The 24,052-nt window shown below is 72.9% G+C and carries 26 protein-coding genes; 5 read left to right on the forward strand and 21 right to left on the reverse strand.

Annotated elements, in window-relative coordinates; genetic code table 11:
• Window positions 1-74 precede the first annotated feature (74 nt).
• The 6 genes from ACZ7RU_RS30510 to ACZ7RU_RS30535 form a co-directional block, all read right to left on the reverse strand.
• Window positions 75-563, reverse strand: coding sequence for a DUF3180 domain-containing protein (locus tag ACZ7RU_RS30510; RefSeq protein WP_470344187.1), 489 nt, complete (start codon window positions 561-563; stop codon window positions 75-77).
• Window positions 564-760: 197 nt separating this feature from the next.
• Entirely contained in the window at window positions 761-1,360 is a 600-nt protein-coding gene (gene folK, locus ACZ7RU_RS30515) for a 2-amino-4-hydroxy-6-hydroxymethyldihydropteridine diphosphokinase (RefSeq protein WP_470344188.1), read from the reverse strand.
• Window positions 1,361-1,403: 43 nt separating this feature from the next.
• Window positions 1,404-1,763: a dihydroneopterin aldolase gene (gene folB, locus ACZ7RU_RS30520; protein ID WP_360353719.1), complete on the reverse strand. Its 360-nt coding sequence runs from the start codon at window positions 1,761-1,763 to the stop codon at window positions 1,404-1,406.
• 247 nt (window positions 1,764-2,010) lie between these two features.
• Window positions 2,011-2,490: a nuclear transport factor 2 family protein gene (locus ACZ7RU_RS30525; RefSeq protein WP_470344189.1), complete on the reverse strand. Its 480-nt coding sequence runs from the start codon at window positions 2,488-2,490 to the stop codon at window positions 2,011-2,013.
• 28 nt (window positions 2,491-2,518) lie between these two features.
• Window positions 2,519-3,400 carry a dihydropteroate synthase gene (gene folP, locus ACZ7RU_RS30530; RefSeq protein WP_470344190.1) on the reverse strand — a complete coding sequence of 294 codons (882 nt, stop codon included), beginning with the start codon at window positions 3,398-3,400 and terminating at the stop codon, window positions 2,519-2,521.
• A gap of 80 nt (window positions 3,401-3,480) precedes the next feature.
• Window positions 3,481-5,322: a phosphatidylglycerol lysyltransferase domain-containing protein gene (locus ACZ7RU_RS30535; protein ID WP_470344191.1), complete on the reverse strand. Its 1,842-nt coding sequence runs from the start codon at window positions 5,320-5,322 to the stop codon at window positions 3,481-3,483.
• A gap of 377 nt (window positions 5,323-5,699) precedes the next feature.
• Here ACZ7RU_RS30535 and ACZ7RU_RS30540 point away from each other — a divergent pair, with 377 nt between their 5' ends.
• Together ACZ7RU_RS30540 and ACZ7RU_RS30545 are read left to right on the forward strand one after the other, a co-directional pair.
• Window positions 5,700-6,854, forward strand: a complete 1,155-nt coding sequence (locus ACZ7RU_RS30540) for an alpha/beta hydrolase (protein ID WP_470344192.1) — start codon at window positions 5,700-5,702, stop codon at window positions 6,852-6,854.
• A gap of 115 nt (window positions 6,855-6,969) precedes the next feature.
• Window positions 6,970-7,758 carry a ferritin-like domain-containing protein gene (locus ACZ7RU_RS30545; protein ID WP_470344193.1) on the forward strand — a complete coding sequence of 263 codons (789 nt, stop codon included), beginning with the start codon at window positions 6,970-6,972 and terminating at the stop codon, window positions 7,756-7,758.
• A gap of 36 nt (window positions 7,759-7,794) precedes the next feature.
• Here ACZ7RU_RS30545 and folE read toward each other — a convergent pair whose 3' ends face one another.
• From folE to dacB, 6 genes are all read right to left on the reverse strand, one after another.
• Window positions 7,795-8,400, reverse strand: a complete 606-nt coding sequence (gene folE, locus ACZ7RU_RS30550; protein WP_470344194.1) for a GTP cyclohydrolase I FolE — start codon at window positions 8,398-8,400, stop codon at window positions 7,795-7,797.
• Between the two features lie 107 nt (window positions 8,401-8,507).
• Window positions 8,508-10,562 carry an ATP-dependent zinc metalloprotease FtsH gene (ftsH, locus tag ACZ7RU_RS30555; RefSeq protein WP_470344195.1) on the reverse strand — a complete coding sequence of 685 codons (2,055 nt, stop codon included), beginning with the start codon at window positions 10,560-10,562 and terminating at the stop codon, window positions 8,508-8,510.
• A 226-nt stretch (window positions 10,563-10,788) separates the two neighbouring features.
• Window positions 10,789-11,343 carry a hypoxanthine phosphoribosyltransferase gene (gene hpt, locus ACZ7RU_RS30560; protein WP_030059589.1) on the reverse strand — a complete coding sequence of 185 codons (555 nt, stop codon included), beginning with the start codon at window positions 11,341-11,343 and terminating at the stop codon, window positions 10,789-10,791.
• A gap of 72 nt (window positions 11,344-11,415) precedes the next feature.
• Window positions 11,416-12,543: a tRNA lysidine(34) synthetase TilS gene (gene tilS, locus ACZ7RU_RS30565; RefSeq protein WP_470344196.1), complete on the reverse strand. Its 1,128-nt coding sequence runs from the start codon at window positions 12,541-12,543 to the stop codon at window positions 11,416-11,418.
• A gap of 281 nt (window positions 12,544-12,824) precedes the next feature.
• Window positions 12,825-13,997, reverse strand: a complete 1,173-nt coding sequence (locus ACZ7RU_RS30570) for a zinc-dependent metalloprotease (RefSeq protein WP_470344197.1) — start codon at window positions 13,995-13,997, stop codon at window positions 12,825-12,827.
• A gap of 178 nt (window positions 13,998-14,175) precedes the next feature.
• Window positions 14,176-15,828: a D-alanyl-D-alanine carboxypeptidase/D-alanyl-D-alanine endopeptidase gene (dacB, locus tag ACZ7RU_RS30575; RefSeq protein ID WP_470344198.1), complete on the reverse strand. Its 1,653-nt coding sequence runs from the start codon at window positions 15,826-15,828 to the stop codon at window positions 14,176-14,178.
• Window positions 15,829-15,904: 76 nt separating this feature from the next.
• Between dacB and ACZ7RU_RS30580 the strand changes: the two genes are divergently transcribed.
• A complete protein-coding gene (locus ACZ7RU_RS30580; RefSeq protein ID WP_470344242.1) occupies window positions 15,905-16,396 on the forward strand; it encodes an inorganic diphosphatase in 492 nt (163 codons plus the stop codon).
• Between the two features lie 240 nt (window positions 16,397-16,636).
• Here the strand turns inward: ACZ7RU_RS30580 and ACZ7RU_RS30585 are convergent, their stop codons facing one another.
• From ACZ7RU_RS30585 to ACZ7RU_RS30595, 3 genes are all read right to left on the reverse strand, one after another.
• Window positions 16,637-16,846, reverse strand: coding sequence for a dodecin (locus tag ACZ7RU_RS30585; protein ID WP_470344199.1), 210 nt, complete (start codon window positions 16,844-16,846; stop codon window positions 16,637-16,639).
• A 119-nt stretch (window positions 16,847-16,965) separates the two neighbouring features.
• Entirely contained in the window at window positions 16,966-17,925 is a 960-nt protein-coding gene (locus ACZ7RU_RS30590; RefSeq protein WP_470344200.1) for an asparaginase, read from the reverse strand.
• 75 nt (window positions 17,926-18,000) lie between these two features.
• Window positions 18,001-18,639, reverse strand: a complete 639-nt coding sequence (locus tag ACZ7RU_RS30595; protein WP_470344201.1) for an RsiG family protein — start codon at window positions 18,637-18,639, stop codon at window positions 18,001-18,003.
• Between the two features lie 555 nt (window positions 18,640-19,194).
• On the opposite strand from ACZ7RU_RS30595, the gene dtd reads away from it, so the two are divergent.
• On the forward strand, window positions 19,195-19,635 hold the full coding sequence (gene dtd, locus ACZ7RU_RS30600) for a D-aminoacyl-tRNA deacylase (RefSeq protein ID WP_470344202.1): 441 nt from the start codon (window positions 19,195-19,197) through the stop codon (window positions 19,633-19,635).
• A gap of 22 nt (window positions 19,636-19,657) precedes the next feature.
• Here the strand turns inward: dtd and ygfZ are convergent, their stop codons facing one another.
• From ygfZ to ACZ7RU_RS30615, 3 genes are all read right to left on the reverse strand, one after another.
• Window positions 19,658-20,620, reverse strand: a complete 963-nt coding sequence (gene ygfZ / locus ACZ7RU_RS30605; RefSeq protein ID WP_470344243.1) for a CAF17-like 4Fe-4S cluster assembly/insertion protein YgfZ — start codon at window positions 20,618-20,620, stop codon at window positions 19,658-19,660.
• Window positions 20,621-20,639: 19 nt separating this feature from the next.
• Window positions 20,640-21,104: a Fur family transcriptional regulator gene (locus ACZ7RU_RS30610; protein WP_470344203.1), complete on the reverse strand. Its 465-nt coding sequence runs from the start codon at window positions 21,102-21,104 to the stop codon at window positions 20,640-20,642.
• 102 nt (window positions 21,105-21,206) lie between these two features.
• Window positions 21,207-21,791: a heme-binding beta-barrel domain-containing protein gene (locus tag ACZ7RU_RS30615; protein ID WP_470344204.1), complete on the reverse strand. Its 585-nt coding sequence runs from the start codon at window positions 21,789-21,791 to the stop codon at window positions 21,207-21,209.
• Window positions 21,792-22,140: 349 nt separating this feature from the next.
• On the opposite strand from ACZ7RU_RS30615, the gene ACZ7RU_RS30620 reads away from it, so the two are divergent.
• On the forward strand, window positions 22,141-22,503 hold the full coding sequence (locus ACZ7RU_RS30620) for a DsrE family protein (RefSeq protein WP_470344205.1): 363 nt from the start codon (window positions 22,141-22,143) through the stop codon (window positions 22,501-22,503).
• Here ACZ7RU_RS30620 and ACZ7RU_RS30625 read toward each other — a convergent pair.
• From ACZ7RU_RS30625 to ACZ7RU_RS30635, 3 genes are all read right to left on the reverse strand, one after another.
• The gene (locus ACZ7RU_RS30625) at window positions 22,500-22,778 is read right to left on the reverse strand and encodes a DUF3099 domain-containing protein (RefSeq protein WP_470344206.1); all 279 of its coding nucleotides are present in this window, start codon (window positions 22,776-22,778) and stop codon (window positions 22,500-22,502) included. The genes ACZ7RU_RS30620 and ACZ7RU_RS30625 overlap by 4 nt on opposite strands.
• A gap of 73 nt (window positions 22,779-22,851) precedes the next feature.
• Window positions 22,852-23,142, reverse strand: coding sequence for a DUF1416 domain-containing protein (locus tag ACZ7RU_RS30630; protein WP_045692289.1), 291 nt, complete (start codon window positions 23,140-23,142; stop codon window positions 22,852-22,854).
• Window positions 23,143-23,181: 39 nt separating this feature from the next.
• Complete coding sequence (locus ACZ7RU_RS30635; protein ID WP_470344207.1) at window positions 23,182-24,018, reverse strand: sulfurtransferase; 837 nt, start codon at window positions 24,016-24,018, stop codon at window positions 23,182-23,184.
• Window positions 24,019-24,052: the final 34 nt, after the last annotated feature.

Genomic DNA, 24,052 nt, shown 5'->3' on the forward strand with positions numbered 1-24,052 from the left:
CCCCTGCCCGGCGACGCGTCGGCGCCGCCTCAGCGACACCCCAGCGCCGCCTCAGTGCCGCCTTCGGCGGTGCCTCAGTGGTGCGAGGCCGCCTGGCCCCCCGGGTCGTCGTGGTTCTCCGGCAACTTGCACACGTGCTGGATCCAGAGCGCCGCCGCGATCACCGCGGCTCCCGCCAGCACCGCGAGGCCGGCCGTCACGGCCTGGTCCTTGCGGGCCGACACGTCCAGCTCGCCCAGCAGGTAGATCCCGGCCCCCGCGTAGACGCCGGTGACCACCGACGAGACCAGCGCGCTGGCCTGCCCCAGCACCACCGCCCGGGCCGCCAGCAGCGGATCGACGCCCTTCGCGCCGGGCTGCCGCTCGCGCACCGCCTTCAGCCGGGACCGCAGCGACAGCGCGGTCGCCAGCAGGATCACCGCCACCGCCGCCAGCACCACCGGCGCCGCGGCCGGAACGGCCGGCAGCGTGTCCACGGAGGCCCACAGCTTGGAGCCGGCCCAGGACAGCGCCGTCGTGGCGGCGGTGATGCCGATCAACAGACGGAGGCGAAGCAGCTTCACTCGGAGGAGGTCCTTCCCGGGTTCCAGAACCGGCCGGCCGCCCGGCGGCCCGGCGCGGCGACGCCAGGCCACCGTACCGGGCCCGGCCGGGCGGACACCCGCGCGAACGGCGGACACCTACTCGTACGGGCGGGCCCCCGGCCGAGTTCCCCGGGCGACAGCCCCGGTCGTCGGCCCCCGGGACCCGCCCCCAGGACCTACTCCGGCAGCGTCAGCCGGATGTCCTCGCGGCGCTTCACGCCCTGCGCGTCCGGGCCGCCCAGCGCGGTCAGCAGCGCGTCCACCCGCCCGTGCCCGGGCAGCTCGGCCTCCGGCTCGGCGTCCAGCCAGGGGGCGAGCACGAAGGCCCGCTCGTGCGAGCGCGGGTGCGGCAGCAGCAGCTGCGGGTCGTCGCTCAGCACGCCCTCGTAGGCCAGGATGTCGACGTCCAGGGTGCGCGGGCCCCAGTGGACGGTCCGCACCCGCCCGAAGGCGTCCTCGATGGCGTTGCCGCGCTCCAGCAGGTCCCGCGGGGGCAGCGAGGTGCGCAGCAGCACGACCGCGTTGTAGTAGTTCGGCTGCTCCTCGGGCCCGCCGACGGCCTCCGTCTCGTACACCGCGGAGACGGCCTTGATCCGCAGCCCCGGGGTGTCGGCGAGCGCGTCGACGGCGCCCTGGAGGGTGTCCAGCCGGTTGCCCAGGTTGCTGCCGAGCGCGATCACCGCATAGCGCTGGCCGTGCAGTGTGGTGTCGGCCGAGTCCACCCGGCTCTCCAGGTCGAACGCGTTCGGCGTGGCCGTCGGGTCGCTGGTGCTCATCGAAGATATCCCTCTGCATCGAATACCGGGCGCGCGGTGGGGGTCATGCGCGGCCCCGGTGGATGGTCACGGTCACGTCGTCGAACGGCACGGTGATCGGGGCGTCCGGCTTGTGCACGGTGACCTCGACCTCCTCGACCGCTTCGTGCTTGAGGCACTGGTCGGCGATGCGCTGGGCCAGCGTCTCGATCAGGTCGACCGGCTCCCCGGCGATGATCGCGGTGACCTCCTCCGCCACCAGACCGTAGTGCGCGGTGCGGGTGAGGTCGTCTCCGGCCGCGGCGGGGCGGGTGTCCAGGTACAGCACGAGGTCGACCACGAAGGTCTGCCCCTCGGCGCGCTCACGCTCGAAGACGCCGTGGTGGCCCCGGGCACGCAGCCCCCGCAGGGTGACGCGGTCCAGCAAACGAATCACTGCTCCCAGTCGGACGGGCCCCACCCGGGGAAAGGCGTGGACGGGCAGGGCGAAGGCGGGCAGCACGCCCGCCACTCCGTTTCGAATCTACCCGTGAGCACGGACAACGCCTGACCGTCCTACCCGGCACGAACCGACGCCACGCGCACCGGTACGGCGATTGACGTGAACGTTGGGTGACCACTCGGAAATTCCGGGCGACTTCTCCGCCCCGGTATTTCCACGATCCCCGGAATCAGCTCTCCTCGTCGTCGTCCCCGCTGGTCAGAACGGGTGAACCGTGATGCGACCAGAGTTTCCACCCGGCCGGGGTACGACGGAACAGATTCGTCGAGACGACCTTTCCGCCGACCAGTGGTCCGAGCTCCCCCTCCTCCTCCGACTCACCGCCGGAGAGGATGTTCTCGGTGCACGTGACAAGGGCCACATCACCGTGCACCTCGGCCTCGACATCGGTCAGGAAGAACTGGATGTACTCCGTGTTCATCATGATCAGCATGTACGAACGGGTCACCTGCGCCCGGCCCCGGAGCACCGGCCAGCCCGGGTGCACGCACACCACGCCGCTCTTGTCGTCGGCGTCCGCGGCTCCGAGCCAGGCGTCCTCGACCGCTTCCAGGTCTCCCCGTTCCAGCGCCTCGTAGAGCCCCCGGTTCGCCGCGAGCACGGCCTCCAGGTCCGCCTCGCGGGCCCGCCCGGCCGTACCGCCGCTCAACCTGCCGTCACCTGTCACAGACCCTCCCTCACCCCAACCGCGCCGCGTGCTGCCAGGCCGCGACCACCCGGACGGCGTCCGCCGTGCCGGACACGTCGTGCACCCGCACCGCCCAGGCTCCGGCCCGGGCCGACAGCACCGACACCGCGGCCGTCGCGTCGTCGCGCTCCCGGGCCGGGCGCAGTTCCCCGGTTGCCGGGTCGGCGAGCAGCGTACCCAGGAACCGCTTGCGCGAAGCCGCCACGAGCACGGGACGGCCGAGCGCGGTGAGCGCGTCCAGCCGGCCGAGCAGCGCCCAGTTGTGCTCGGAGGTCTTGGCGAAGCCGAGCCCCGGGTCGAGGATCAGCTGGTCCTCCTTGACCCCGGCGGCGAGCAGCGCGTCCACCCGGTCGCCCAGCTCGGCGACCACGTCCCGCACCACGTCGTCGTAGACGGCCAGCCGGTCCATGTCGGCGGACTGCCCGCGCCAGTGCATCACCACGAAGGGCGCGCCGGTCTCGGCGACCACCCGGGCCATCGCCGGGTCGGCGAGCCCGCCGGAGACGTCGTTGACGATCACGGCGCCGGCCTCCACGGCCCGCTCGGCGACCGAGGCGCGCATGGTGTCCACGGAGACCGTCACCCCGGCGTCGGCCAGCTCCCGCACCACCGGGATCACCCGGCGCAGTTCCTCCGCCTCGGGCACCCGCTGGGAGCCCGGCCGGGTGGACTCGCCGCCGACGTCCACCAGGTCCGCGCCGCGGGCCCGCAGCGCGAGGCCGTGCGCGATCGCCTTGGCGGGGTCGTGCCACATCCCGCCGTCCGAGAAGGAGTCGGGCGTGACGTTGACCACGCCCATCACGGCGCAACGCTCCAGCCGCGGCAGGCCGGGCGGCAGGGAGAAGGACGGCGAATCGTTCATGCTTCCCATTATCGAACGGGGCCCCCGCCGAGGACTCTCGGCGGGGGCCCCGTTCCGTGCCGGCGCGCCCCGGAGGGCGTCCACGGGCCTCAGGCGGCCTCGGTGACCTCGCGGGTCGACGGGACCGGCATCAGTCCCTCGCGCTGGCGCCGGCGGCCGAAGCGCGGCATGCCGAGCGTGATGAAGGCTTCCGCCTGCATCGCGGCGAAGCCGATCCGCGGCAGGTCCCGGGTGCTCGGGAAGACCAGGAAGCGCGGCTCCCACTCGGGCTGGAACTTGGCGTTGAACTTGTACAGCGACTCGATCTGGAACCAGCGCGACAGGAACACCAGCAGCCCGCGCCAGGCGCGCAGCACCGGGCCGGCGCCGATCCGCTCGCCGCGGGCCAGCGCCGAGCGGAACATCGCGAAGTTGAGCGACACCCGGCGCACGCCCATCGCGGGCACCGCCTGGAGCGCGGCGACGATCAGCAGCTCGTTCAGGCCCGGGTCGGCGGCGCGGTCGCGGCGCATCAGCTCCAGCGAGATGCCGTCCGGCCCCCAGGGCACGAAGTGCAGCACGGCCTTCAGGTCGTCGCCGCCCTCGCCCTCCTCCGGGGCCTTGTGGGCGGTGACCACCACGCAGTCGTCGTCCAGCGGGTCGCCGAAGCGGCCGAGGGCCATCGAGAAGCCGCGCTCGGTGTCGGTGCCGCGCCAGCGGGCGGCGGCGTCGGCGATCCGGTACTTCTCCTCCGCGGTGAGCTCGGAGACCCGGCGCACCCGGCAGGAGTAGCCGTTGCGTTCGATCCGCTTGACCATCTGGCGCACGTTGCGCATGGCCCGCCCGGAGAGCGAGAAGGAGGCGGTGTCGACGATCGCCTCGTCGCCCAGCTCCAGCGCGTCCAGGCCCGCCTCACGGGTCCAGACCTCGCCGCCGACCTCGCTGCAGCCCATCACGGCCGGCACCCAGGCGTGCTCGCGGGCCTCGGCCATGAACACCTTGATCGCGCCCGGCCAGGCCTCGACGTCGCCGACCGGGTCGCCCGAGGCCAGCATCACGCCGGAGACCACCCGGTAGGAGATCGCGGCCTTGCCGGTGGGCGAGAACAGCACGCTCTTGTCGCGGCGCAGCGCGAAGTAGCCGAGCGAGTCGCGCTCGCCGTGCCGCTTGAGCAGCTCGCGGACCTTCTCCTCGTCCTCCGCCGTCAGCTCGGGCTTCGGCTTGCCCGGGCGCAGCGCCAGGTACGCGGTGGTGAAGGCGGTCAGCAGGCCGAGCCCGCCGAGCAGGTAGGCGACCAGGTCGGACATCCGGACGTTGTTGTACCGGATCGGGCCCTCGAAGCCGAACAGTCCGTACCCGACGTGCTGCAGGCGCGAGACCAGGCCCGGGTGGCCGATCTCGTACTTGGTCCGGGTGCTCACGATCAGCAGACCGAGCAGCACGCTGAGGACGCCCATGACGACCAGGTTGACAACCGCCCGCCAGCGGGTGCGCGGGTCGGCCTTGGCGTAGAACTCGCGCTGGTGGACCAGCATCACGGCGAGGAGCACCAGCGAGACGACGGCCGGGCCGATCTGGTGCCAGCGCACGATGTGCAGTCCGGCGCTGACCGGCAGCAGCACGCAGACCGCCCGCCAGGCCCGCCGCTTGCGCCGGCGCAGCGCGTGCGCCAGCGGCACCAGCAGGATGCCGACCATCAGCGCGCCGACCGCCGCCAGGCTGGTGGTGCCGCCCGGCAGCTGCCCCGCGAAGTTGTGCACCTTGGTGTGCCGGAGCTTGGGGAACACCGCGCTGGCGATGTCCACGAGCCCGATCAGCAGACAGGCGTAGCCGACCGCCCCGGGGAGCCAGGCCCTCGGGACGGCGGACGCCTGGGTGCGCAGCGTCTGCAGGCCGCGGCGACGGCGCGACGGCTGCTCGGGGCTCGGATCAACGGACACGGGACTGCTCATGGGTGCTCAGCGTAGAGGCTGCGGTGCGGTGTCCGGTCACTCCGGGGGAGGACGCGTGATGGACCTTCATGCCTATTCCTTCATCAGGCAATGCGCATACCAAGGACCCGGAAACGGCAGGTAAACCGGGACCGTGGTCGCGCTGCGGGTTGAGCCGGCGGTGGGAGCCGGGGGCCTGCCGCCGCGTGGCGCGGCAGGGCCCTCCGGGACGCGTTACGTACGGTGGACGCCGCATTCTAGGGCGCCGGTTGCCTGCGGCTCTCCCCGCCCTTCCAGCCCACCCGGGCGTCCGGACAGCCTAGCCACGGTGGCCCGGCCTGACGGGCCGCCAGACGATGAAGCCTGCACCGCCAGTGTCCCACCGGAAGGCCGACGGCATGGAACTGACCAGCGACGCGCTGGTGAACTCGCTGCTCGCACTCGGCGTCGCGGCAATCGTCACGACCCTGTGGATCTGGCCGCGGCTGGCGCCGCAGCGCGCGCTGCCGGTGCTCGGCCGGATCGGGCTGCTGACCGTCGTTCAAATCTCCGTCCTGGCCGTGCTCGCGCTGTCGGTGAACAACTCCTTCGGGTTCTACACCTCCTGGGACGACCTGCTCAGCCCGGGCGGCGCCAAGCTCGCCCTGACCAGCAACGAGAACCACAAGGGCGGCACCCCGGTCTCCGACGCGCTGGTCCAGCCCACCACCGAGGGCGGCCTGGAGACCATCACCAACCTGCCGAAGGGCCCGCCCGAGGAGGTCGGCAGGGTCGAGTCGGTCCGGGTCAGCGGCAAGGAGACGGGCTTCTCCGACCAGATGTTCGTCTACCTGCCCGCCGCGTACTTCGACCCGAAGCTCGCCCTGGTCCGCTTCCCCGTCCTGGTGGCCATCGCCGGCTTCCCCGGCACCACGCTGAACCTGCTGCACGAGATCCCCCTCGCCCAGACCGCGATCGAGCTCCAGCGCTCCGGCAAGATGCCGCCGACCGTCCTGGTGATGGCCCGCCCGGCGGTCGACCCGTCCCGGGACACCGAGTGCGTGGACGTCCCCGGCGGGCCGCGCACCGAGACCTGGTTCGTCAAGGACGTCCCCGAGGCCATCCGCAGCGGCTACCGGGTGGGCCGCACGGCCGCCTCCTGGGGCACCCTCGGCTACTCCACCGGCGGCAGCTGCGCGCTGCGCCTGGCGATGCGCTTCCCGAACGTCTACGGCAACGCGGCGAGCCTGCACGGCGACTTCACCGTCCGCCAGGACAACTACACCGGCGGCGACCTCTTCAACGGCGACAAGGCGCTGGCCCAGCAGCACGACCTCGGCTGGCGGCTGCAGAACCTGCCGGTCCCGGCGCTCAACCTGCTGGCGGTCTCCACCCGCACGGAGGGGGACTACCCGCAGACCGTCCAGTTCGTCGACCAGGCCACCCGGGCCGCGGCGGCCAACCCCCAGTTCACCGTCGACTCGCTCTACCTGGACGACGGCGGGCACAACTTCGACAGCTGGACCAGGGAGATGCCGGCCACGCTCGAATGGCTGGGCTCGCACCTCGGCTAGCGCAGGTGAGTGATTACCCGCCGGTCGGCCCGGACGGCGGGCGCCCCGGGGGGAACGTATCGCGACCGCCCGTCGGCCCCCGTCGGGCACCGCCCCGGACCCCGCAGGAGGCACCGTGCTGAGCACCCGCTCGCTCTTCGACGAGATCTACCGGAACGACCAGGCCTACCAGCTGTTCTGCAGCATCGCGGCCGGCGGCGAGGACCAGGGCGGCTGGGAGAACGAGCGGATCACCGCGCTCACCCGGGATCCGGTCCTCGCCCCGAAGGTCGCCCGGCACGGTGCCGACGAGCGCAAGCACGGCCGGATCTTCGCCCAGCTGCTGAACAAGCGCGGCCTGCCCAAGGTGCCCGTCCCGGACGAGGCCGACTACTGCATGCTGCTGGAGCGCCAGGGCGTCGGCCTCTCGCACGAGCGGCTGAACAGCGACGTCCCGCTGACCGACCGCGAGATCATCACCTACCTCGCGCACAGCCGGGTCACCGAGCAGCGCGCCGCCGAGCAGATGCGCCAGCTGGTCAGGGTGTACGGGGACAACCCCGCCCTCGGCCGGGCGATGCGGATGATCTCCGCCGACGAGGACAACCACCTCGCCTACTGCCACGAGGAGCTGCTGCGGCTGATCGCCGAGGGCCACGGACCGTACGTCCGGCACGTCCTGGAGGCCAGCGCCCGCGGCGAGATCCGCACCCACCGGGACGTCGGCCTCGCCGTCACCGCCCGGATGGCCCGGATCCTGCGCTGGCCGCGCTGGCAGCTCGTCCTGGTCACCCTCGGGGTGCACGCGCTCTACCTGTACGACCGCGTCTACGGCTGGCGCCGGATGGTCACGCTGCGGATGCCCGAGCGCCGCAACGCCCTGGGCACCCCGGCTCCGCCGCACGCGGAGCGCGAGGTGTTCTGAGCGTCCCGCCGGCCGCCCGCCGCTGCCGGCCGGGCCCTACCGCCCGATGATGAGGCTCATCGCCTCGGCCCGGGTGGCCGGGTCGCGCAGCTGGCCGCGCACGCAGGAGGTGATGGTCTTGGCGCCGGGCTTGCGGATGCCGCGCATCGACATGCACATGTGCTCGCACTCGACCACGACGATCGCCCCGCGCGGCTCCAGGATCCGCATCAGCGCGTCGGCCACCTGGCTGGTCAGCCGCTCCTGCACCTGCGGCCGGCGGGCGTAGACGTCGACCAGCCGGGCGAGCTTGGACAGCCCGGTGATCTTGCCGCTGGTGGACGGGATGTACCCGACGTGGGCCACGCCGCGGAACGGCACCAGGTGGTGCTCGCAGACCGAGGTCAGCTCGATGTCCTTGACCAGCACCATCTCGTCGTGGCCGAGGTCGAAGGTGGTGGTGAGGACCTCCTCGGGCTCCTGCCACAGGCCCGCGAATATCTCCTTGTAGGCACGCGCTACCCGGGCCGGGGTTTCCAGCAGGCCCTCGCGGTCCGGGTCCTCCCCCACGGCGAGCAGCAGCTCGCGGATGGCGTTCTCGGCCCGCTTCTGGTCGAAGGTACCGACGGCGGGCGGACCGTCGAACGTCACCGGGTCGATCATGCGGGCCTCGCTTAGGTATCGGAAGACTCTGGCTGAACAGCACGGATGCCGCGCCTCCAGGGTACAAACCCTGGTGACGCGGCATCCATTCCCCACGGAGCGCGGGGTCAGCCCTCGGTCCGCGGCTCGGTGGCCGGCATCGGCGGGAGCTTCACGACGTCCACCGCGGCGCCCTCGCCGGAGGCGGCGCCGTTGGTGAGCGCCAGCTCCTTCGGGGACTGCACCGGCGGCCGGGTGGACGGCGTGCGGCGGGCGGAGCCCGTCCAGGCCGGCCGGGCCGGGCGCTTGACGATCGGCGCGAAGACCTCGGCGATCTGCTCCTTGTTCAGGGTCTCCTTCTCCAGGAGTTCCAGGACCAGGTTGTCGAGCACGTCGCGGTTCTCGACCAGGATCTCCCAGGCCTCGTTGTGCGCGGTGTCGATGAGCTTCTTGACCTCTTCGTCGACCAGCCCGGCGACCTCTTCCGAGTAGTCGCGCTGGTGGCCCATCTCACGGCCCAGGAACGGCTCGGAGTTGTCGCTGCCGAACTTGATCGCGCCGAGGCGCTCGGTCATGCCGTACTGGGTGACCATGGCCCGGGCCGTCGCGGTGGCCTTCTCGATGTCGTTCGAGGCACCGGTGGTCGGGTCGTGGAAGACCAGCTCCTCGGCCGCGCGCCCGCCCATCATGTAGGCGAGCTGGTCGAGCATCTCGTTGCGGGTGGTGGAGTACTTGTCCTCGTCCGGCAGCACCATGGTGTAGCCGAGGGCCCGGCCGCGGGACAGGATGGTGATCTTGTGCACCGGGTCGCTGTACTGGCAGGCCGCCGCGACCAGGGCGTGGCCGCCCTCGTGGTACGCGGTGATCTTCTTCTCCTTGTCGGACATGATCCGCGTGCGCTTCTGCGGACCGGCCACGACGCGGTCGATCGCCTCGTCCAGGATGCCGTTGTCGATCAGCTTCTTGTCCGAGCGGGCGGTCAGCAGCGCCGCCTCGTTGAGGACGTTCGACAGGTCGGCACCGGTGAAGCCGGGGGTGCGCTTGGCGACGGCCGACAGGTCGACGTCGGGCGCGATCGGCTTGCCCTTCTGGTGCACCTTGAGGATGTCCAGCCGGCCCTGGAGGTCGGGGCGCTCCACCGCGATCTGGCGGTCGAAGCGGCCCGGGCGCAGCAGCGCCGGGTCCAGGATGTCGGGGCGGTTGGTCGCGGCGATCAGGATCACGCCGCCCTTGACGTCGAAGCCGTCCATCTCGACCAGCAGCTGGTTGAGGGTCTGCTCGCGCTCGTCGTGGCCGCCGCCGAGGCCCGCGCCGCGGTGCCGGCCGACGGCGTCGATCTCGTCGACGAAGACGATCGCCGGGGCGTTCGCCTTGGCCTGCTCGAAGAGGTCGCGGACGCGGCTGGCGCCGACACCGACGAACATCTCGACGAAGTCCGAGCCGGAGATGGAGTAGAAGGGCACCCCGGCCTCGCCCGCGACGGCGCGCGCCAGCAGGGTCTTGCCGGTACCGGGCGGACCGTAGAGCAGCACACCCTTGGGGATCTTGGCGCCGACGGCCTGGAACTTGGCCGGCTCCTGGAGGAACTCCTTGATCTCGTGGAGCTCCTCGACCGCCTCGTCCGCGCCGGCGACGTCGGCGAAGGTGGTCTTCGGGGTGTCCTTGGTGAGCAGCTTGGCCTTGGACTTGCCGAACTGCATGACCCGGGAGCCGCCGCCCTGCATCTGGTTCATCAGGAACAGGAAGACCAGGACGATGATCACGATGGGCAGCATCGACAGCAGCAGGCTGACGAAGGTGCTCTGCTTCTCCGGGCTGACAGTGTAGCCCTCGGCGAGCGTGCTCTGGTCCTTGTCGTTGACCTGGGCCTGGAGCTTGTCGGCGATGGCGACGCCCTGGTCGCCGATGTACGAGGCCTGGAACTTGGTACCGGACGGGGCCTTGCCCGTACCGGCGCTGGGCAGTGTGGCGCCGTCCCTCAGCTGGATCTTGATCGTGTTCGAGTCACCGGTGGTGATCTGCGCCGACTTGACGTTGTGCGCGTCGATCGCCGAGACGACCTGACCGGTGTCCACCGTCTTGTAGCCGTTGGAGTCCGAAACGACCTGCATCAGCACGATGACGGCGAGGACGGCCAGCACGATCCACATGATCGGCGCACGGAAGTATCGCTTGACGTCCATCCATGCGGGGCGTTGCCGCCCCGTCCCTCCTGCCACTCAACGGCGCCGGGAGGCTGTTGGGCCGCGGCGCATCCGGTTGGTGCTCATGTGAAGAGCGGTTTATTGGACCGTACCGCAGTCGGACCCGCCCATGGCGGGAGCACAGCGAGACGGCTTTGGTTCTTAGTCTCCCGGGTGCAACGGGCGGGAACGGCCTACTGTTCCCGCCCGTAGCCCGAACGGGCCCTCAGCCGCCGTAGACGTGCGGGGCGAGGGTGCCGATGAAGGGGAGGTTGCGCAGCTTCTCCGCGTAGTCCAGGCCGTAGCCGACCACGAACTCGTTGGGGATGTCGAACCCGACGTACTTCACGTCGATCTCGACCTTCGCCGCGTCCGGCTTGCGGAGCAGGGTGCAGACCTCGAGCGACGCCGGGCCGCGCGAGCCCAGGTTGCCCAGCAGCCAGGACAGCGTCAGACCGGAGTCGATGATGTCCTCGACGATCAGGACGTCACGGCCGGCGATGTCGGTGTCCAGGTCCTTCAGGATCCGCACCACGCCCGAGGACTTGGTCCCCATACCGTACGAGGAGACGGCCATCCAGTCCATGGTGACCTGCGAGTGCAGGGCCCGGGCGAGGTCGGCCATGACCATCACAGCCCCCTTGAGGACGCCGACGATCAGCAGGTCCTTGCCTGCGTAGTCCCGGTCGATGCGCTCGGCCAGCTCCAGGAGCTTGGCGTCGATCTCGTCCTTGCTGATGAGCACCTTCGCGAGGTCAGCGCCCATGTCGTTCTGGTCCACCGGGGATACGTCCTCAAACGTTCGGGGTCTGTGTGGCCGGCGGCCGGCTTCCCCCGGGGCATGCCTAGCCCGTCAGTCGCCCTGCCGCCGAAAGACCAGCGTGCCACACCTGCGGGTGGCCTCGACGCCCCCGGGTAGGTGCAGCGGGCCCTGTCCGCGCCATCCGGTGACCAGCAGGTCGATCGTCTCCAGGTGCCGGGCGAACAGGTCCCCGGCCGGGCAGCCCGCCCGCAGCGCGGCCCGGCGCAGCACCCGGCGGCGCACCGCGGGCGGCAGCTCGGCCAGTTTCCCGGCGTCCAGGGCGCCGTCGCCCGTACGGAGGTCGCGTTCGGCCAGAGCGGCCCACTGGTCGAGGGCGTCGGCGTCGTCCCGGAACAGCCGGGCGGTACGGGCCAGCGCCTCGACCACTCCGCCGCCCAGGTGCTTCTCCAGGACCGGCAGCACCTCGTGGCGGACCCGGGAGCGGGTGTAGGCGGGATCACAGTTGTGCGGGTCGTCCCAGACCGGGATCGACTGGGCGGCGCAGGCCTGCCGGGTGGCGGCCCGGTCCAGCTCCAGCAGCGGGCGGCGGTAGCGGCCCTTCTGGGCGGGCATCCCGGCCAGCGAGCGGGAGCCGGAGCCGCGGGCCAGGCCCAGCAGCACGGTCTCGGCCTGGTCGTCCCGGGTGTGGCCGAGGAGCACCGCGATCGCGCCGAGGCGCTCGGCGGCCTCGTCCAGCGCGGCGTAGCGGGCGTCCCGGGCGGCGGCCTCCGGGCCCCCGGCGCGGCCGACCCGCACCGGGACCGCCTCCACCGGGTCGAGGCCGAGCGTGCGCAGCCGGTCGGCCACCTGGTCGGCGCGCTCGGCGGAGCCGGCCTGGAGGCCGTGGTCGACGGTGACGGCGCCGACCCGCAGGCCGATCTTGGGGGCCTCGAAGGCGGCGGCGATGGCCAGCGCCATCGAGTCCGCGCCGCCACTGACGGCCACCAGGACCAGCGGCGAGCCGGGCGCGGCCGGCGTGCGGGGCAGCCCGGAGGGGTGGCGCGCGGCGTTGCCGATCAGGGTGGTGCCGACCGCGGCACCCACCAGCGGCACCCCGGCCGGGCGCTCCCGGGGCTCGCGCACGGGCGCGGTGAAGGTGGAACCGGCCTCGGCGGCGAGGTCGGCGAGGGTACGGCGAACGGCCAGGCGTATCGCGGCGACGGCGGGGTGAGGGCCCACGGCGGAAGACTCCTCGGGGAGGGGACAGGACTCGCGGCGGACGCGGCGGGGGCCGCGCACCGGCGGGAACGCCCGGTTACCGGGCGCTCACAGATGGTGGCAGATAGTGGCCACCCGCTACGCCACCCGCGCCCCCGGTACGACCACCGTCCCACGTTCGGGTGAATGAAGAAACGCTTCTTCACTCATGGTCTGGCCGATTGGACCACTCGTACGAGCGGGATTGACCGTCGCGCGCCGCTTGCCGCCCGGCTCACGGCGCGCCGACGTCACGTCCGCCCTCAGCGCGCCACCCGGGCCACCCAGGCGGCCGGATCGTGGATCTCGTCCTTGGTCGGCAGGGTGTTCGGGGAGGTCCACACCCGGTTGAACCCCTCCATGCCGACCTGCTCCACCACGCCGCGGACGAACACCGCGCCGTCCTGGTACTGGCGCAGCTTCGCGTCCATGCCGAGCAGCCGGCGCAGCAGCAGGTCGAGCCGGTTGGCGCCGCGGTCCCGGCGCTGCTGGAACTTCTCCCGGATCTCGGCGACGGTCGGCACCACGGCCGGCCCGACGCCGTCCATCACCACGTCCGCGTGGCCCTCCAGCAGCGACATCACGGCCGTCAGCCGGCCGAGGATCTCGCGCTGCGCGGGCGACTGGACGATCTCCAGCAGGTTCCCGGACGAGGCGCCCTCCCGGTTGCCGCCGCCCGGCAGGCCGCCGAGCGAACCCGCCGCGTCCCGCAGCCGCTCCAGCAGGGCGCCCGGGTCGACGTCCGTCTCGGCGAGGAAGGACTGCACCTCGGACTGGATGTGGTCGCGCAGCCACGGCACCGCGGTGAACTGCGTCCGGTGCGTCTCCTCGTGCAGGCAGACCCAGAGCCGGAAGTCGGACGGGTCGACGTCCAGCTCCCGCTCGACGTGCACGATGTTCGGCGCCACCAGCAGCAGCCGGCCCGGCCCGGGGCCGTCCGGCCCCAGCCGCGGCTTGTCGAACAGCGCGGCCGGACTGTCCGGGGCCTCCAGCGGGGGCTCGGCCGGAGCGAATGTCTCGTACTGGCCCAGCACCTTGGTGGCCAGGAACGCCAGCAGCGCCCCGACCTCGATCCCGGTGGCCTTCTCGCCCACCGCACCGAACATCCCGGCCGCCGCGCTGTTCGCCCGACGTGCCTGGAGCTTCTCCACCAGCGGCTGGACGACCGTGCGGAAGCCCGCCACGTTGGCCCGGACCCACCCGGGACGGTCCACCACCAGCACCGGCGTCGCCGTGGCCTGGGACAGGCTGGACGAGCGCATGCCGGTGAACGCCCGCACGTGCTCCTCCGCCTCCAGGGCGTGTCGGCGCAACTCGGCGACCACCGCCGCCGCTTCCGCCCGGCTCACTTCCGGCCCCGGCCGCACCAACCTGGTCGCGGTTGCGACCGCGAGGTTCCAGTCGACCATGTCTGCACCGCCACTCGCGCTCGTCATGCCCTCACCGTACGTGCTCCCCACCACCAACGGCAGCCACCCGCCGCCAACACCTCTCCCCCACCCGTCCGCACCGCGCGGGACGCCGAGGGCGGGCGGCCGCCGGGGCGCGGCCGGCCGGGAAGCCGTGCGGCGCCCGACTGTTCACGGGCTGCGGGGCGCAGGAGCCGGGGCCGGGTCAGTGGCAGCCGCAGGTGGTGAGGCGGGCGGCGACGCGGTCCATGGCGGCGCGGGCGGTGTCGGCGGGGGCGGGGGTGCGGGTCATGACGGCGAACGCGAGCAGCCGGCCGTCGGCGTCGACGACGGTGCCCGCGAGGGTGTTGACGCCGCTGAGGGTGCCGGTCTTGGCGCGGATCAGCCCGGCCGCGTCGGCGGCGCCGGACCCGGAGCCGTAGCGCCTGTTGAGGGTGCCGGTGAAGCCGGCGACCGGGAGGCCGGTGAGCACCGGGCGCAGGACGGGGTGCTGCTCGGAGGCGGCCAGCGCGAGGAGTCGGACCAGGACGGCGGGCGGGATCGCGTTGTCCGGGTGCAGCCCGCTGCCGTCGTTGAGCCGCACGCCGCCCATCGGCACGCCGAGCCGGGTGAGCTGCTGGGTGACGGCGGCCGCGGCGCCCTCGAAGCTCGCCGGCTGGTGGGCGGCGACGGCGACCTGACGGGCGATCGCCTCGGCGAGCTGGTTGTCGGAGGTGGTCAGCAGCCGTTCGACCAACCGGGCGACGGTCGGCGAGAAGACGTCGCCGAGAGGGGCCTGGCCGGTGGCGGCCGGGGTGGGGGCGGGTGCGGCGGCGGGCCTGGCCTTGCCGGTCACGGTGATGCCGCGGGCCCTGAGCATCCCGGCGAAGGTCTCCGCGGCCGCGGCCGCCGGGTCGGCGACCCGGTCCGGCGCCTCCTCCCGGCTCTTCGGGTCCGCCCTGCCCTCGTCCACCATCAGCGGGACCACCAGGGCGATGTTCTGCCCGTCGTGGTTCCTGTGCTGCGGGTCGCCCGCGTACAGCGACAGGTCGTAGTCCAGCTGGACCGTCGTGGCGCCGAGGGCCTTGAGGGTCTCGGCGGTCTGCTGGGCGAGGAGGTCCAGCGAGGCGGGGGCGGTGTCGGCGTCGGCCGGCTGGCCGCCGATCTGCACCTGGTCGGCGGGCAGCGCGGTGAGCGTCGGGTCGCCGCCGCCGACCAGGACGATCGTGCCCGGGTCCGCGCCCCGGACCACCCGGGTGTGCAGCCGGGTGTCGCCCGGGATGAGGGACAGCGCCGCGACCGCGGTGGCCAGCTTGGTGGTGGAGGCCGGGGTGGCCGCGGTGTTCTCCCCGGAGCCGTACAGGAGTTGGCCGGTGCCGGCGTCCCCGACGGCGAAGGTGACCTCGCCGAGGCTGCGGTCGGCGAGCGCGGCGGCGAGCGCCCGCTGGAGGCCCTGCGCGGTGGGGACGGCGGCGCCCGTACCGGCGTCGACGGCGGCCAGGACGGCGCCCGGCGCGGGAGCCGGGCGTGCGTCGGGCGCGGGAGCCGGGGCGCCGGGCGCGTCGCTGCCCCCGACGGCGGGCGCGGTCGATCCGGCGGCGGCCGGCGCGGCCCGACGGCCGGGCGGGGCGCCCGGGCTGTCGCCCGGCCGGGGCCCGGCGGCGCCCCTACCGTGGTCGCCCTTGCGCCCGTCGTGGCCACCCTGGCCGTCGTGGTCCTCGTCCTCGCCCGGCGCGGCGCTGTGTCCGCCCGGCGGCGGGGAGGGCTGCGCATACGCACCGCCCGAGGTCAGGACCGTACCGACGACCAGCAGCGCCGCCCCGAACAGCCCCGCGGCCGTCCCCCCGCGGCGGCGAGCCGCCCCTCCCCCTGCTCCCACCGACCGGCCCCTTTCCCGAGCACTCACTCCCGTAGGAGACACTTGGATTCTGTCAGTCCCTACCTTGGAGGAACCGTTGGAGTTCGACGTCCTTATCGAAATCCCGAAGGGCTCTCGTAACAAGTACGAGGTCGACCACGAGAGCGGCCGTCTGCGGCTCGACCGGATGCTCTTCACCTCGACCCGCTACCCGGCCGACTACGGCTACGTCGAGGGCACGCTCGGCGAGGACGGCGACCCGCTGGACGCCCTGGTCATCCTGGACGAGCCGACCTTCCCGGGCTGCCTGATCAAGTGCCGCGCCATCGGCATGTTCCACATGACCGACGAGGCCGGCGGCGACGACAAGCTGCTCTGCGTCCCGGCGACCGACCCGCGCTGGGAGCACCTGCGCGACATCCACCACGTGTCGGAGTTCGACCGCCTGGAGATCCAGCACTTCTTCGAGGTCTACAAGGACCTGGAGCCCGGCAAGTCCGTCGAGGGCGCCAACTGGGTCGGCCGCGCCGAGGCCGAGGCCGAGGTCACCGCTTCGATCAAGCGTCTGGCGGAGCAGGGCGGTCACTGAGCCGTCGTTCCGGTCTCCTTCGATCGAGGGCGTTCGAGGCAGGTCGGGGCAGCCCGGGGCCGGGGTTCGCGGATTCGTCCGCGAGCCCCGGCCTCCGTCGTGTCCGGGGGCGGGACGCCTTGCCGACAGCCCGTCGGCATGCGGCCGGTCCCGACCCCTGGAGGCCGCGGGCCCGCGCCCGTCCCGTTCTCCACCGTGCTCCGCACCGCCGGCAGCGCGGAGCACGAGGCGGCCGTCCGGTCAGTCCTCCAGCCGGAAGCCCACCTTGATGCACACCTGGTAGTGCTTGATCCGGCCGTCCTCCAGGTGGCCCCGGACCTGCGAGACCTCGAACCAGTCGAGGTTGCGCAACGTCCGGGAGGCCCGCTCCACCCCGTTGCGGATCGCGGCGTCGACGCTCTCGCTCGACGACCCGACGATCTCGGTCACCCGGTACACATGGTCGGTCATGGCGGACTCCTCAGCTGTGCGACGGCCCCCGGTCCACCGTGCACCGGCCCGGGTCCGCCCGCACCCCGACGGACGGCCGCCGGCCTGCGTACCGCGCTCCGAGGCGAGTCCCACAGGCCCTAGAAGGCGGCCCGCACCTCGCCGACCGCCACGCCGCCGCCGAGCAGCGGGGCCGCGCCGATCCGCTCGACGGTCCCGTCCGCCCCGGCCACCCCGAGCCGGCGCAGCGCGGCCGCCAGGACCGGGCCGCGGGCCCGCTCGCCGCCGTCCTCGATCTTGAAGGCCAGCGCCCGCCCGTCCGGCAGCGCGACCACCTGGACGGCCTCGGCGCCCATCTTGGACAGCGCGCCCGGCACCGCCCGCATCAGCCAGGTGTCGGCCCGGCGGGTGCCGGCCACGTACTCGGGGTGGGCGCGCATCGCGTCGGCCACGCGGCGCGGCGCGGTGCCCTCGGCGGCCAGCACCAGGCCGCGGTAGCCGCGGGCCAGGCCGGTCAGCGACACGGCCAGCAGCGGCGCGCCGCAGCCGTCCACCCCGGCGTACGCGGCGGTCTCGCCGGTGGCCTCCTCCAGGGCCTCGCGGGCCAGCCGCTGGATCGGGTGGGCCGGGTCGAGGTAGCTCGCGGTGTCCCAGCCGTTGGCGGTGCAGGCGGCCAGCCAGCCGGCGTGCTTGCCGGAGCAGTCCATCAGGATCGGGGCGCGCTCGCCGCCGGCGGCGAGCAGCAGCTCCGCCTCGGTCTCGTCCAGCGGCAGGTCGGCCGGGGTGCGCAGGGCCGACTCGTCGAGCCCGGCGGAGCCGAGGATGCTCCGCACCCCGTCGAGGTGAAACGATTCTGCGGAGTGGCTGGAGGCCGCCAGCGCCAGTAGCTCGCCCTCGATCGCCAGCCCGGCCCGCAGGGTGGCCACCGCCTGGAACGGCTTGGCGGTCGACCGCGGGAAGACCGGGGCGTCCGGGTCGCCGAGCGCGAACTCGACCGAGCCGTCGGCCGCGAGCAGCACCAGCGAGCCGTGGTGGCGGCCCTCGACGAAACCGGAGCGCACGACCTCGGCGAGAACGGGCGCGGTGGCGGGCAGGGACATGGCGGAGGAGCCTTCCGGGGCAAGGGTGGTGGACCGGGAGCGAGCCGGGTCCACCGCCCGCGGCGACTCACCCGGTCAGAGCGGCCCTCCTGCGAGCAGGTCGTCGACCCGTGCTTCCCCATCACGGTACCTGCGGGTGATCTCGGCATTGCAACCGTCGGCCGTGCGCAGCAGCCGCTGGCGCCGTCCGGACACCTCGCGCTCGTGCGCCCGCAGCCGCTCCAGGGCTGCCAGCAGCTCCTCCGCCGGGTGCGCCGCCAGGTCGGCGAGCTGGACGTCGCCCATCAGCGCGTCCGCCTCCAGCCGGGACTCCCGGGTACGAGGCGGGCCGAGGGTGACGTGCCGGGCCGAGCGCCGCACGGTGGAGGGCGTGTCGGTCAGGATGGCCGGCAGCCGGTCCAGCAGGTCGCCGGGGACCAGGTCGGGGCCGGACGGGCCATCGGGGTCGGACGGGCCGGACGTGCGGGCCGGGCCCACGCCTGGCCGCCGGTCGAGTTCGGCGCGCAGGATGTCCATCCGCCCGTGCAGCAGCCGCCGCAGGTAGGACAGGTCGGCCTCCTGCTCCAGGGTCTCCCGGCGCAGCACCCGCAGCTGTTCCAGGCCCAGCCGTTCCAGGTCGGGCTCGTCCTCCGCGTCCACCGCCGGACCGTACGGGTCCACGGGGTCCCGCACCACCGGCCCGGACCGGTCCCGCGCCGCGCTGCTCGCGTCCATCACCCAACCACCTGACGTCGTCCGATCCCGCCCGCTCGCGGCACCCCGTCCCTGCCGCCGGTCCGGCCCGTCCCCCGACGGGCCGCGCGTCCCGTCCACCGGCACGCCCGGATCTCCCGGAGGTGCCGGTCCCCGGCCGCGACCACCCCACCGGGACGGTACGGCCGGACGCCCGACCTATCGGCTCGACCGCCCGGTCGAACCCCGGCCCGGCGCGGCGGACCTCCTGGCGCCCCGGACCCTTCGTACGGTCCCCCAGCGTGCCACCCCGCCCGGCGCGCGCGCACCGCCCGTGCACCCGAACGGCCCCCTGGCGAACGGGGGTGGCTGATATGACCAGCCCTTTCCGCAGGAAGAATGGCGCCCGATTCGGCGCAGGCGCGCACGCTACGGCGTGCACGGCCTTCGCGCGCGCCCCTGGTGTGCGCCCTGAGGAGGCCGCCGGGGTGTACGGGAAAGACGCGGGAAGGGTGCGGCGCCGTCCGGGCGGGCGGGTCCGCGCGGAGGGCTCCGGGGCCCTCCGGGGGCCGTACGGCGCTCCGGCACAATGGCGGCATGCGAGCAGTGGTGCAGCGAGTGAGCGAGGCTCGGGTGACCGTGGCCGGTGAGACCGTCGGCGCGATCGAGGGGCCCGGGCTCTGCGTCCTGGTCGGCGTCACCCACGACGACACCCCCGCCAAGGCCGCCCAACTGGCCCGCAAGCTCTGGACGCTGCGGCTGCTGCCGGCCAACGCCGAGGGGGTCGAGCAGAGCTGCTCGGACCTCGGCGCCCCGCTGCTGGTGATCAGCCAGTTCACGCTCTACGGCGACGCCCGCAAGGGCCGCCGCCCCACCTGGAACGCCGCCGCCCCCGGCCCGGTCGCCGAGCCGCTGGTGGACGAGGTGGTGGCGCGGCTGCGCGCGCTGGGCGCCAAGGTGGAGACGGGCCGGTTCGGCGCCGACATGCAGGTGGCGCTGGTGAACGACGGCCCGTTCACCGTCCTCGTCGAGGTCTGAGCGGCCCCCGCCGCAGGGCGGTCTACTGCGGGACGATCACGTCCTGGGTGCCCGGGACCGTCCCGGCCAGCAGCACGGCGTCCACCGGGACGTTCCGCTTGACGATCGCCAGCGCGATCGGCCCCAGCTCGTGGTGCCGGGCCGAGGAGGTCACGAAGCCCAGCGCCCGCCCGTCCGGGTCGGCGGCCAGCCGCACCTCGGTGCCGTGCGGGGGCAGCGTCTCCTCGGTGCCGTCCAGGTGCAGGAAGACCAGCCGGCGCGGCGGGCGGCCCAGGTTGTGCACCCGGGCGACGGTCTCCTGGCCCCGGTAGCAGCCCTTCTGGAGGTGGACGGCGGTGCGCAGCCAGTCCACCTCGTGCGGGATCGTCCGGTGGTCGGTCTCGAAGCCGAGCCGCGGCCGGTGGTCCTCGATCCGCAGCGCCTCGTAGGCCCAGACCCCGGCCGCCGGGCCGTACCCGGCGGTGAGCCGCTCCAGCTCGCCGCGCGGCACGAACAGGTCGCGCCCGTACGGGAGTTCGCGGACGGCGGCGGCGCCCTCGACGGCCGCGGTGGAGCCGGCCGGCAGGTGGACCACGGCGTACTCGGCGGTCGCGTCGGCGACCTCCACCCGGTAGAAGAACCGCATGCCGTCCAGGTAGGCCACCAGCGCCTCCTGGGTGCCCGGCTCGACGTGCGCCCAGGTGGTGGTGCCGTCGTCCACCAGGTAGAGCGCGTGCTCGACGTGCCCGTTCGGGGAGAGCACCAGCGCCTCGGCGGCCTGCTGCGGCGGCAGCTCGCTGACGTGCTGGGTGAGCAGCAGGTGCAGCCAGGAGAGCCGGTCCGGGCCGGTCACGGTGACCACGCCGCGGTGCGAGAGGTCGACGAAACCGGCGCCCTGCGACAGATTGCGTTGCTCGCGGAAGATGTCGCCGTAGTGGGCGGCGACACCGTCGTCGGCCCCCTCGGCGGGGACGGCTCCGGGCAGGGAAAGCAGCGGGCTCTTCACACCGGTCATACCGGCCAGCTTACGACCGGTCCCCGGCGAGCTTGGCGGTGCAGTCGGCGCAGCGGCCGAAGATGGCGAAGTGCTTGAGGTCGGTGTCGAAGCCGTGCCGCTCGCGCAGGCTGTCGATCAGCGGCTGGGCGATCTCGGTGCCGGTCTCGGTGACCTTCTCGCAGTCCCGGCAGACCAGGTGCAGGTGGTGGTGACGGCCGGCCAGGTGGTAGGTCGGGGCGCCGTGGCCGAGGTGGGCGTGCGAGACCAGGCCCAGCTCCTCCAGCAGCTCCAGGGTCCGGTAGACGGTGGAGATGTTGATGCCGCTGGCGGTCCGGCGGACGTGGCAGAGGATGTCGTCGGGGGTGGCGTGGTCGAGCTCGTCGACGGCCTCCAGCACGAGCTGCCGCTGCGGGGTGAGCCGGTACCCGCGTTCGCGCAGGTCCGCCTTCCAGTCGCCGGAGAGCTGCCAGTCGGTGGTGCCGGTGTCCGCCACGGTACTGTCCCTGCCAATGGTCGGGGGTCCTGGTGCAAGTGTAGGGACCGGCCACGGGCCGGTCCCTACCTCGTACACCGAACCGCCGGTCGGGCGACGGGCCTACTTGAAGAAGGCGATGCCGTCGTCCGGCAGGTCGTTGATGTCCTTGATCAGCTGGGCCGGGCTGAGCACCTTCTTCAGCTGCGCGGACATGTACGGGCGCAGCGGCACGTTCGGGGCGGCCTTCTCGCCGACCCAGAGCAGCTCGCCGTTGACGAAGCCGTACAGCCGCTTGCCGCCCGAGTACTCCGGCGAGCCCTCGATCCGGGCCACCGCGTCGGTGGAGACGTCGACCTGCGGCTTGCCGTCGGCCAGCTCGCCGTACCAGATCTCGACCGTGCCGTCGTCGCGGACGGAGGAGATCTCGATGCCCCGGGCACCGCTGGTGCCGTCGGTGTTGCTGGTGATGCGCCAGAACGCGTGCTCGTTCTCCAGCGGACGGACCTTCTCGCCCTCGGCGTTCAGCACCCAGGTGCGGGAGCGGAACTCCAGGAAGGGGCGGCCGTCGTGGCGGATCACGATCTCCTGGCCGAAGTTGCACTTCTCCGCGCCCGGGAAGTCGTAGACGCCCGCGCCCTCCCAGGTGCCGAGGAGGAAGGCGAGCGGGACGACGTCCTTGTGGAGGTCAGAGGGGATCTCGATCATGTTCCTGGTCGCTGTTCTCGTCGGTGTGGGACTGCCTCAACCGTACGGCAGTACTCAGCGCTGGCCCTGGTACAGCTTCATCACCGAGAAGATGGCGAACCAGGTGATCAGCACGGCCATGAGGGCCAGCAGACCGTCGAAGAACATTTCCAGACCGGACACGGGGGGCTCCCAGGCGGCGACAGTGTGGTGGATTTTGCTCCGCTCACTCTATCCGCCGGGCTCCGGCCGGTCGCGGTGAGCCCCACCACGTCGCGGTTCGCGCCGTCGTCCCGTAGCTGCCCAAGCTTTGCCCAAGGGTTCCGGCGATGCCGGACGGCGGGGGCGACGGGCGCTCTAAGGTGGCGCCATGTCGAAGAAACTGGTCATCAAGGTCACCGCAGGGGCGGACGCGCCGGAGCGGTGCTCGCAGGCGTTCACGGTGGCGGCGGTGGCCGTCGCCAGCGGGATCGAGGTCTCGCTCTGGCTGACCGGGGAGTCCTCCTGGTTCGCGCTGCCGGGCCGGGCGGCGGAGTTCGAACTGCCGCACGCGGCGCCGCTGCCGGACCTGCTGGAGTCGATCCTGGCGGCCGGCTCGGTGACGCTGTGCACCCAGTGCGCGGCCCGGCGCGGGATCGAGCAGAAGGACACCGTCGACGGTGTCCGCATCGCGGGCGCCCAGGTCTTCGTCAGCGAGATCATGGCGGACGGCATCCAGGCGCTCGTGTACTAGCCCCTGTCCCGCGGTTCGTGGTCGGGCCGGTCCCGGTCGTGGCCGGGGTCGTCCCACCTCGGGTCGTCCCAGCGCGGGTCGTCCCACCAGTCGTCGTCCGGGTCCCGTTTGTTGGCGAACACCGCGGCGGCGGGCGGGATGACCATCGCGACCACGCACATGCCGATCGCGGCGCCGACCGAGAAGAACCGCACCACGCCCCAGGCCATGACGAACAGGCCCACGCACACGCCCATCATGGCGAAGTAGTAGCGACGCCGCCGCCTTGCCCGCATCCCTCCACGGTACGACCGAGGGCCCCTGCACGGCAGGGGCCCTCGGGGTGATCCGGGTTCGCTCCGGCTCCGGTCAGACCGCGATCGCGACCTCGACGGCGGCGCCCTGGGAGGCCACCACCTGACGGTCCACGGTCTGGCCCGGTACCAGCGCCCGCAGGGTCCACTTGCCCGGGCGGGCGAAGAACCGGAACTGTCCGGTCGCCGAGGTGGGCACCTCGGCCGTGAACTCGTTGTTCTCGTCCAGCAGTCGGACGTAGCCGTTGACCGGCTCACCGTCGCGGGTCACCGAACCCTGGATGATCGTCTCGTTCGCCACGTCAACTCCTGCCAGGTCCGGGCCGCCGGCCTTCGCACCGCACATGTCTGTGTTCCCTTCTGACTTACGGGTCGAGCCGGAGGCTCAGTTTCCGCCGAGCTCGATCGGCACGCCGACCAGGCTGCCGTACTCGGTCCACGAGCCGTCGTAGTTCTTGACGTTCTGCTGGCCGAGCAGCTCGTGCAGCACGAACCAGGTGAGCGCGGAGCGCTCGCCGATGCGGCAGTAGGCGATGGTGTCCTTCGCCAGGTCGATGCCCTCGGCCTCGTACAGCGCCTTGAGCTCGTCGTCGCTCTTGAAGGTGCCGTCGTCGTTGGCGTTCTTGGCCCACGGGATGTTGCGGGCGCTCGGCACGTGGCCGGGGCGCTGCGACTGCTCCTGCGGGAGGTGGGCCGGGGCGAGCAGCTTGCCGGAGAACTCGTCGGGCGAGCGCACGTCGACCAGGTTCAGGGTGCCGATGGCGGCGATCACGTCGTCGCGGAAGGCGCGGATCGAGGAGTCGGCGGCCTGCGCCTTGTACTCGGTGGCCGGGCGGGCCGGCACCTCGGCGACCAGGTCGCGGGAGTCCAGCTCCCACTTCTTGCGGCCGCCGTCCAGCAGGCGGACGTCACCGTGGCCGTACAGCTTGAAGTACCAGTAGGCGTACGAGGCGAACCAGTTGTTGTTGCCGCCGTACAGGACGACCGTGTCGTCGTTGGCGATGCCCTTGGCGCTGAGCAGCGCCTCGAAGCCGGCCTGGTCGATGAAGTCGCGGCGGACCGGGTCCTGGAGGTCCTGCTTCCAGTCGATCCGGACGGCGTTGCGGATGTGGTTCTTGTCGTACGCGGAGGTGTCCTCGTCGACCTCGACGATGACGACCTTCGGGTCGTCCAGGTGGGCCTGGACCCAGTCGGCGTCGACCAGGACGTCGCTGCGGCTCATGGTGGTGTCTCCATCCGAGGGCGGTTGTGCGGAA

The organism is Kitasatospora sp. NPDC114501, from assembly GCF_055633695.1.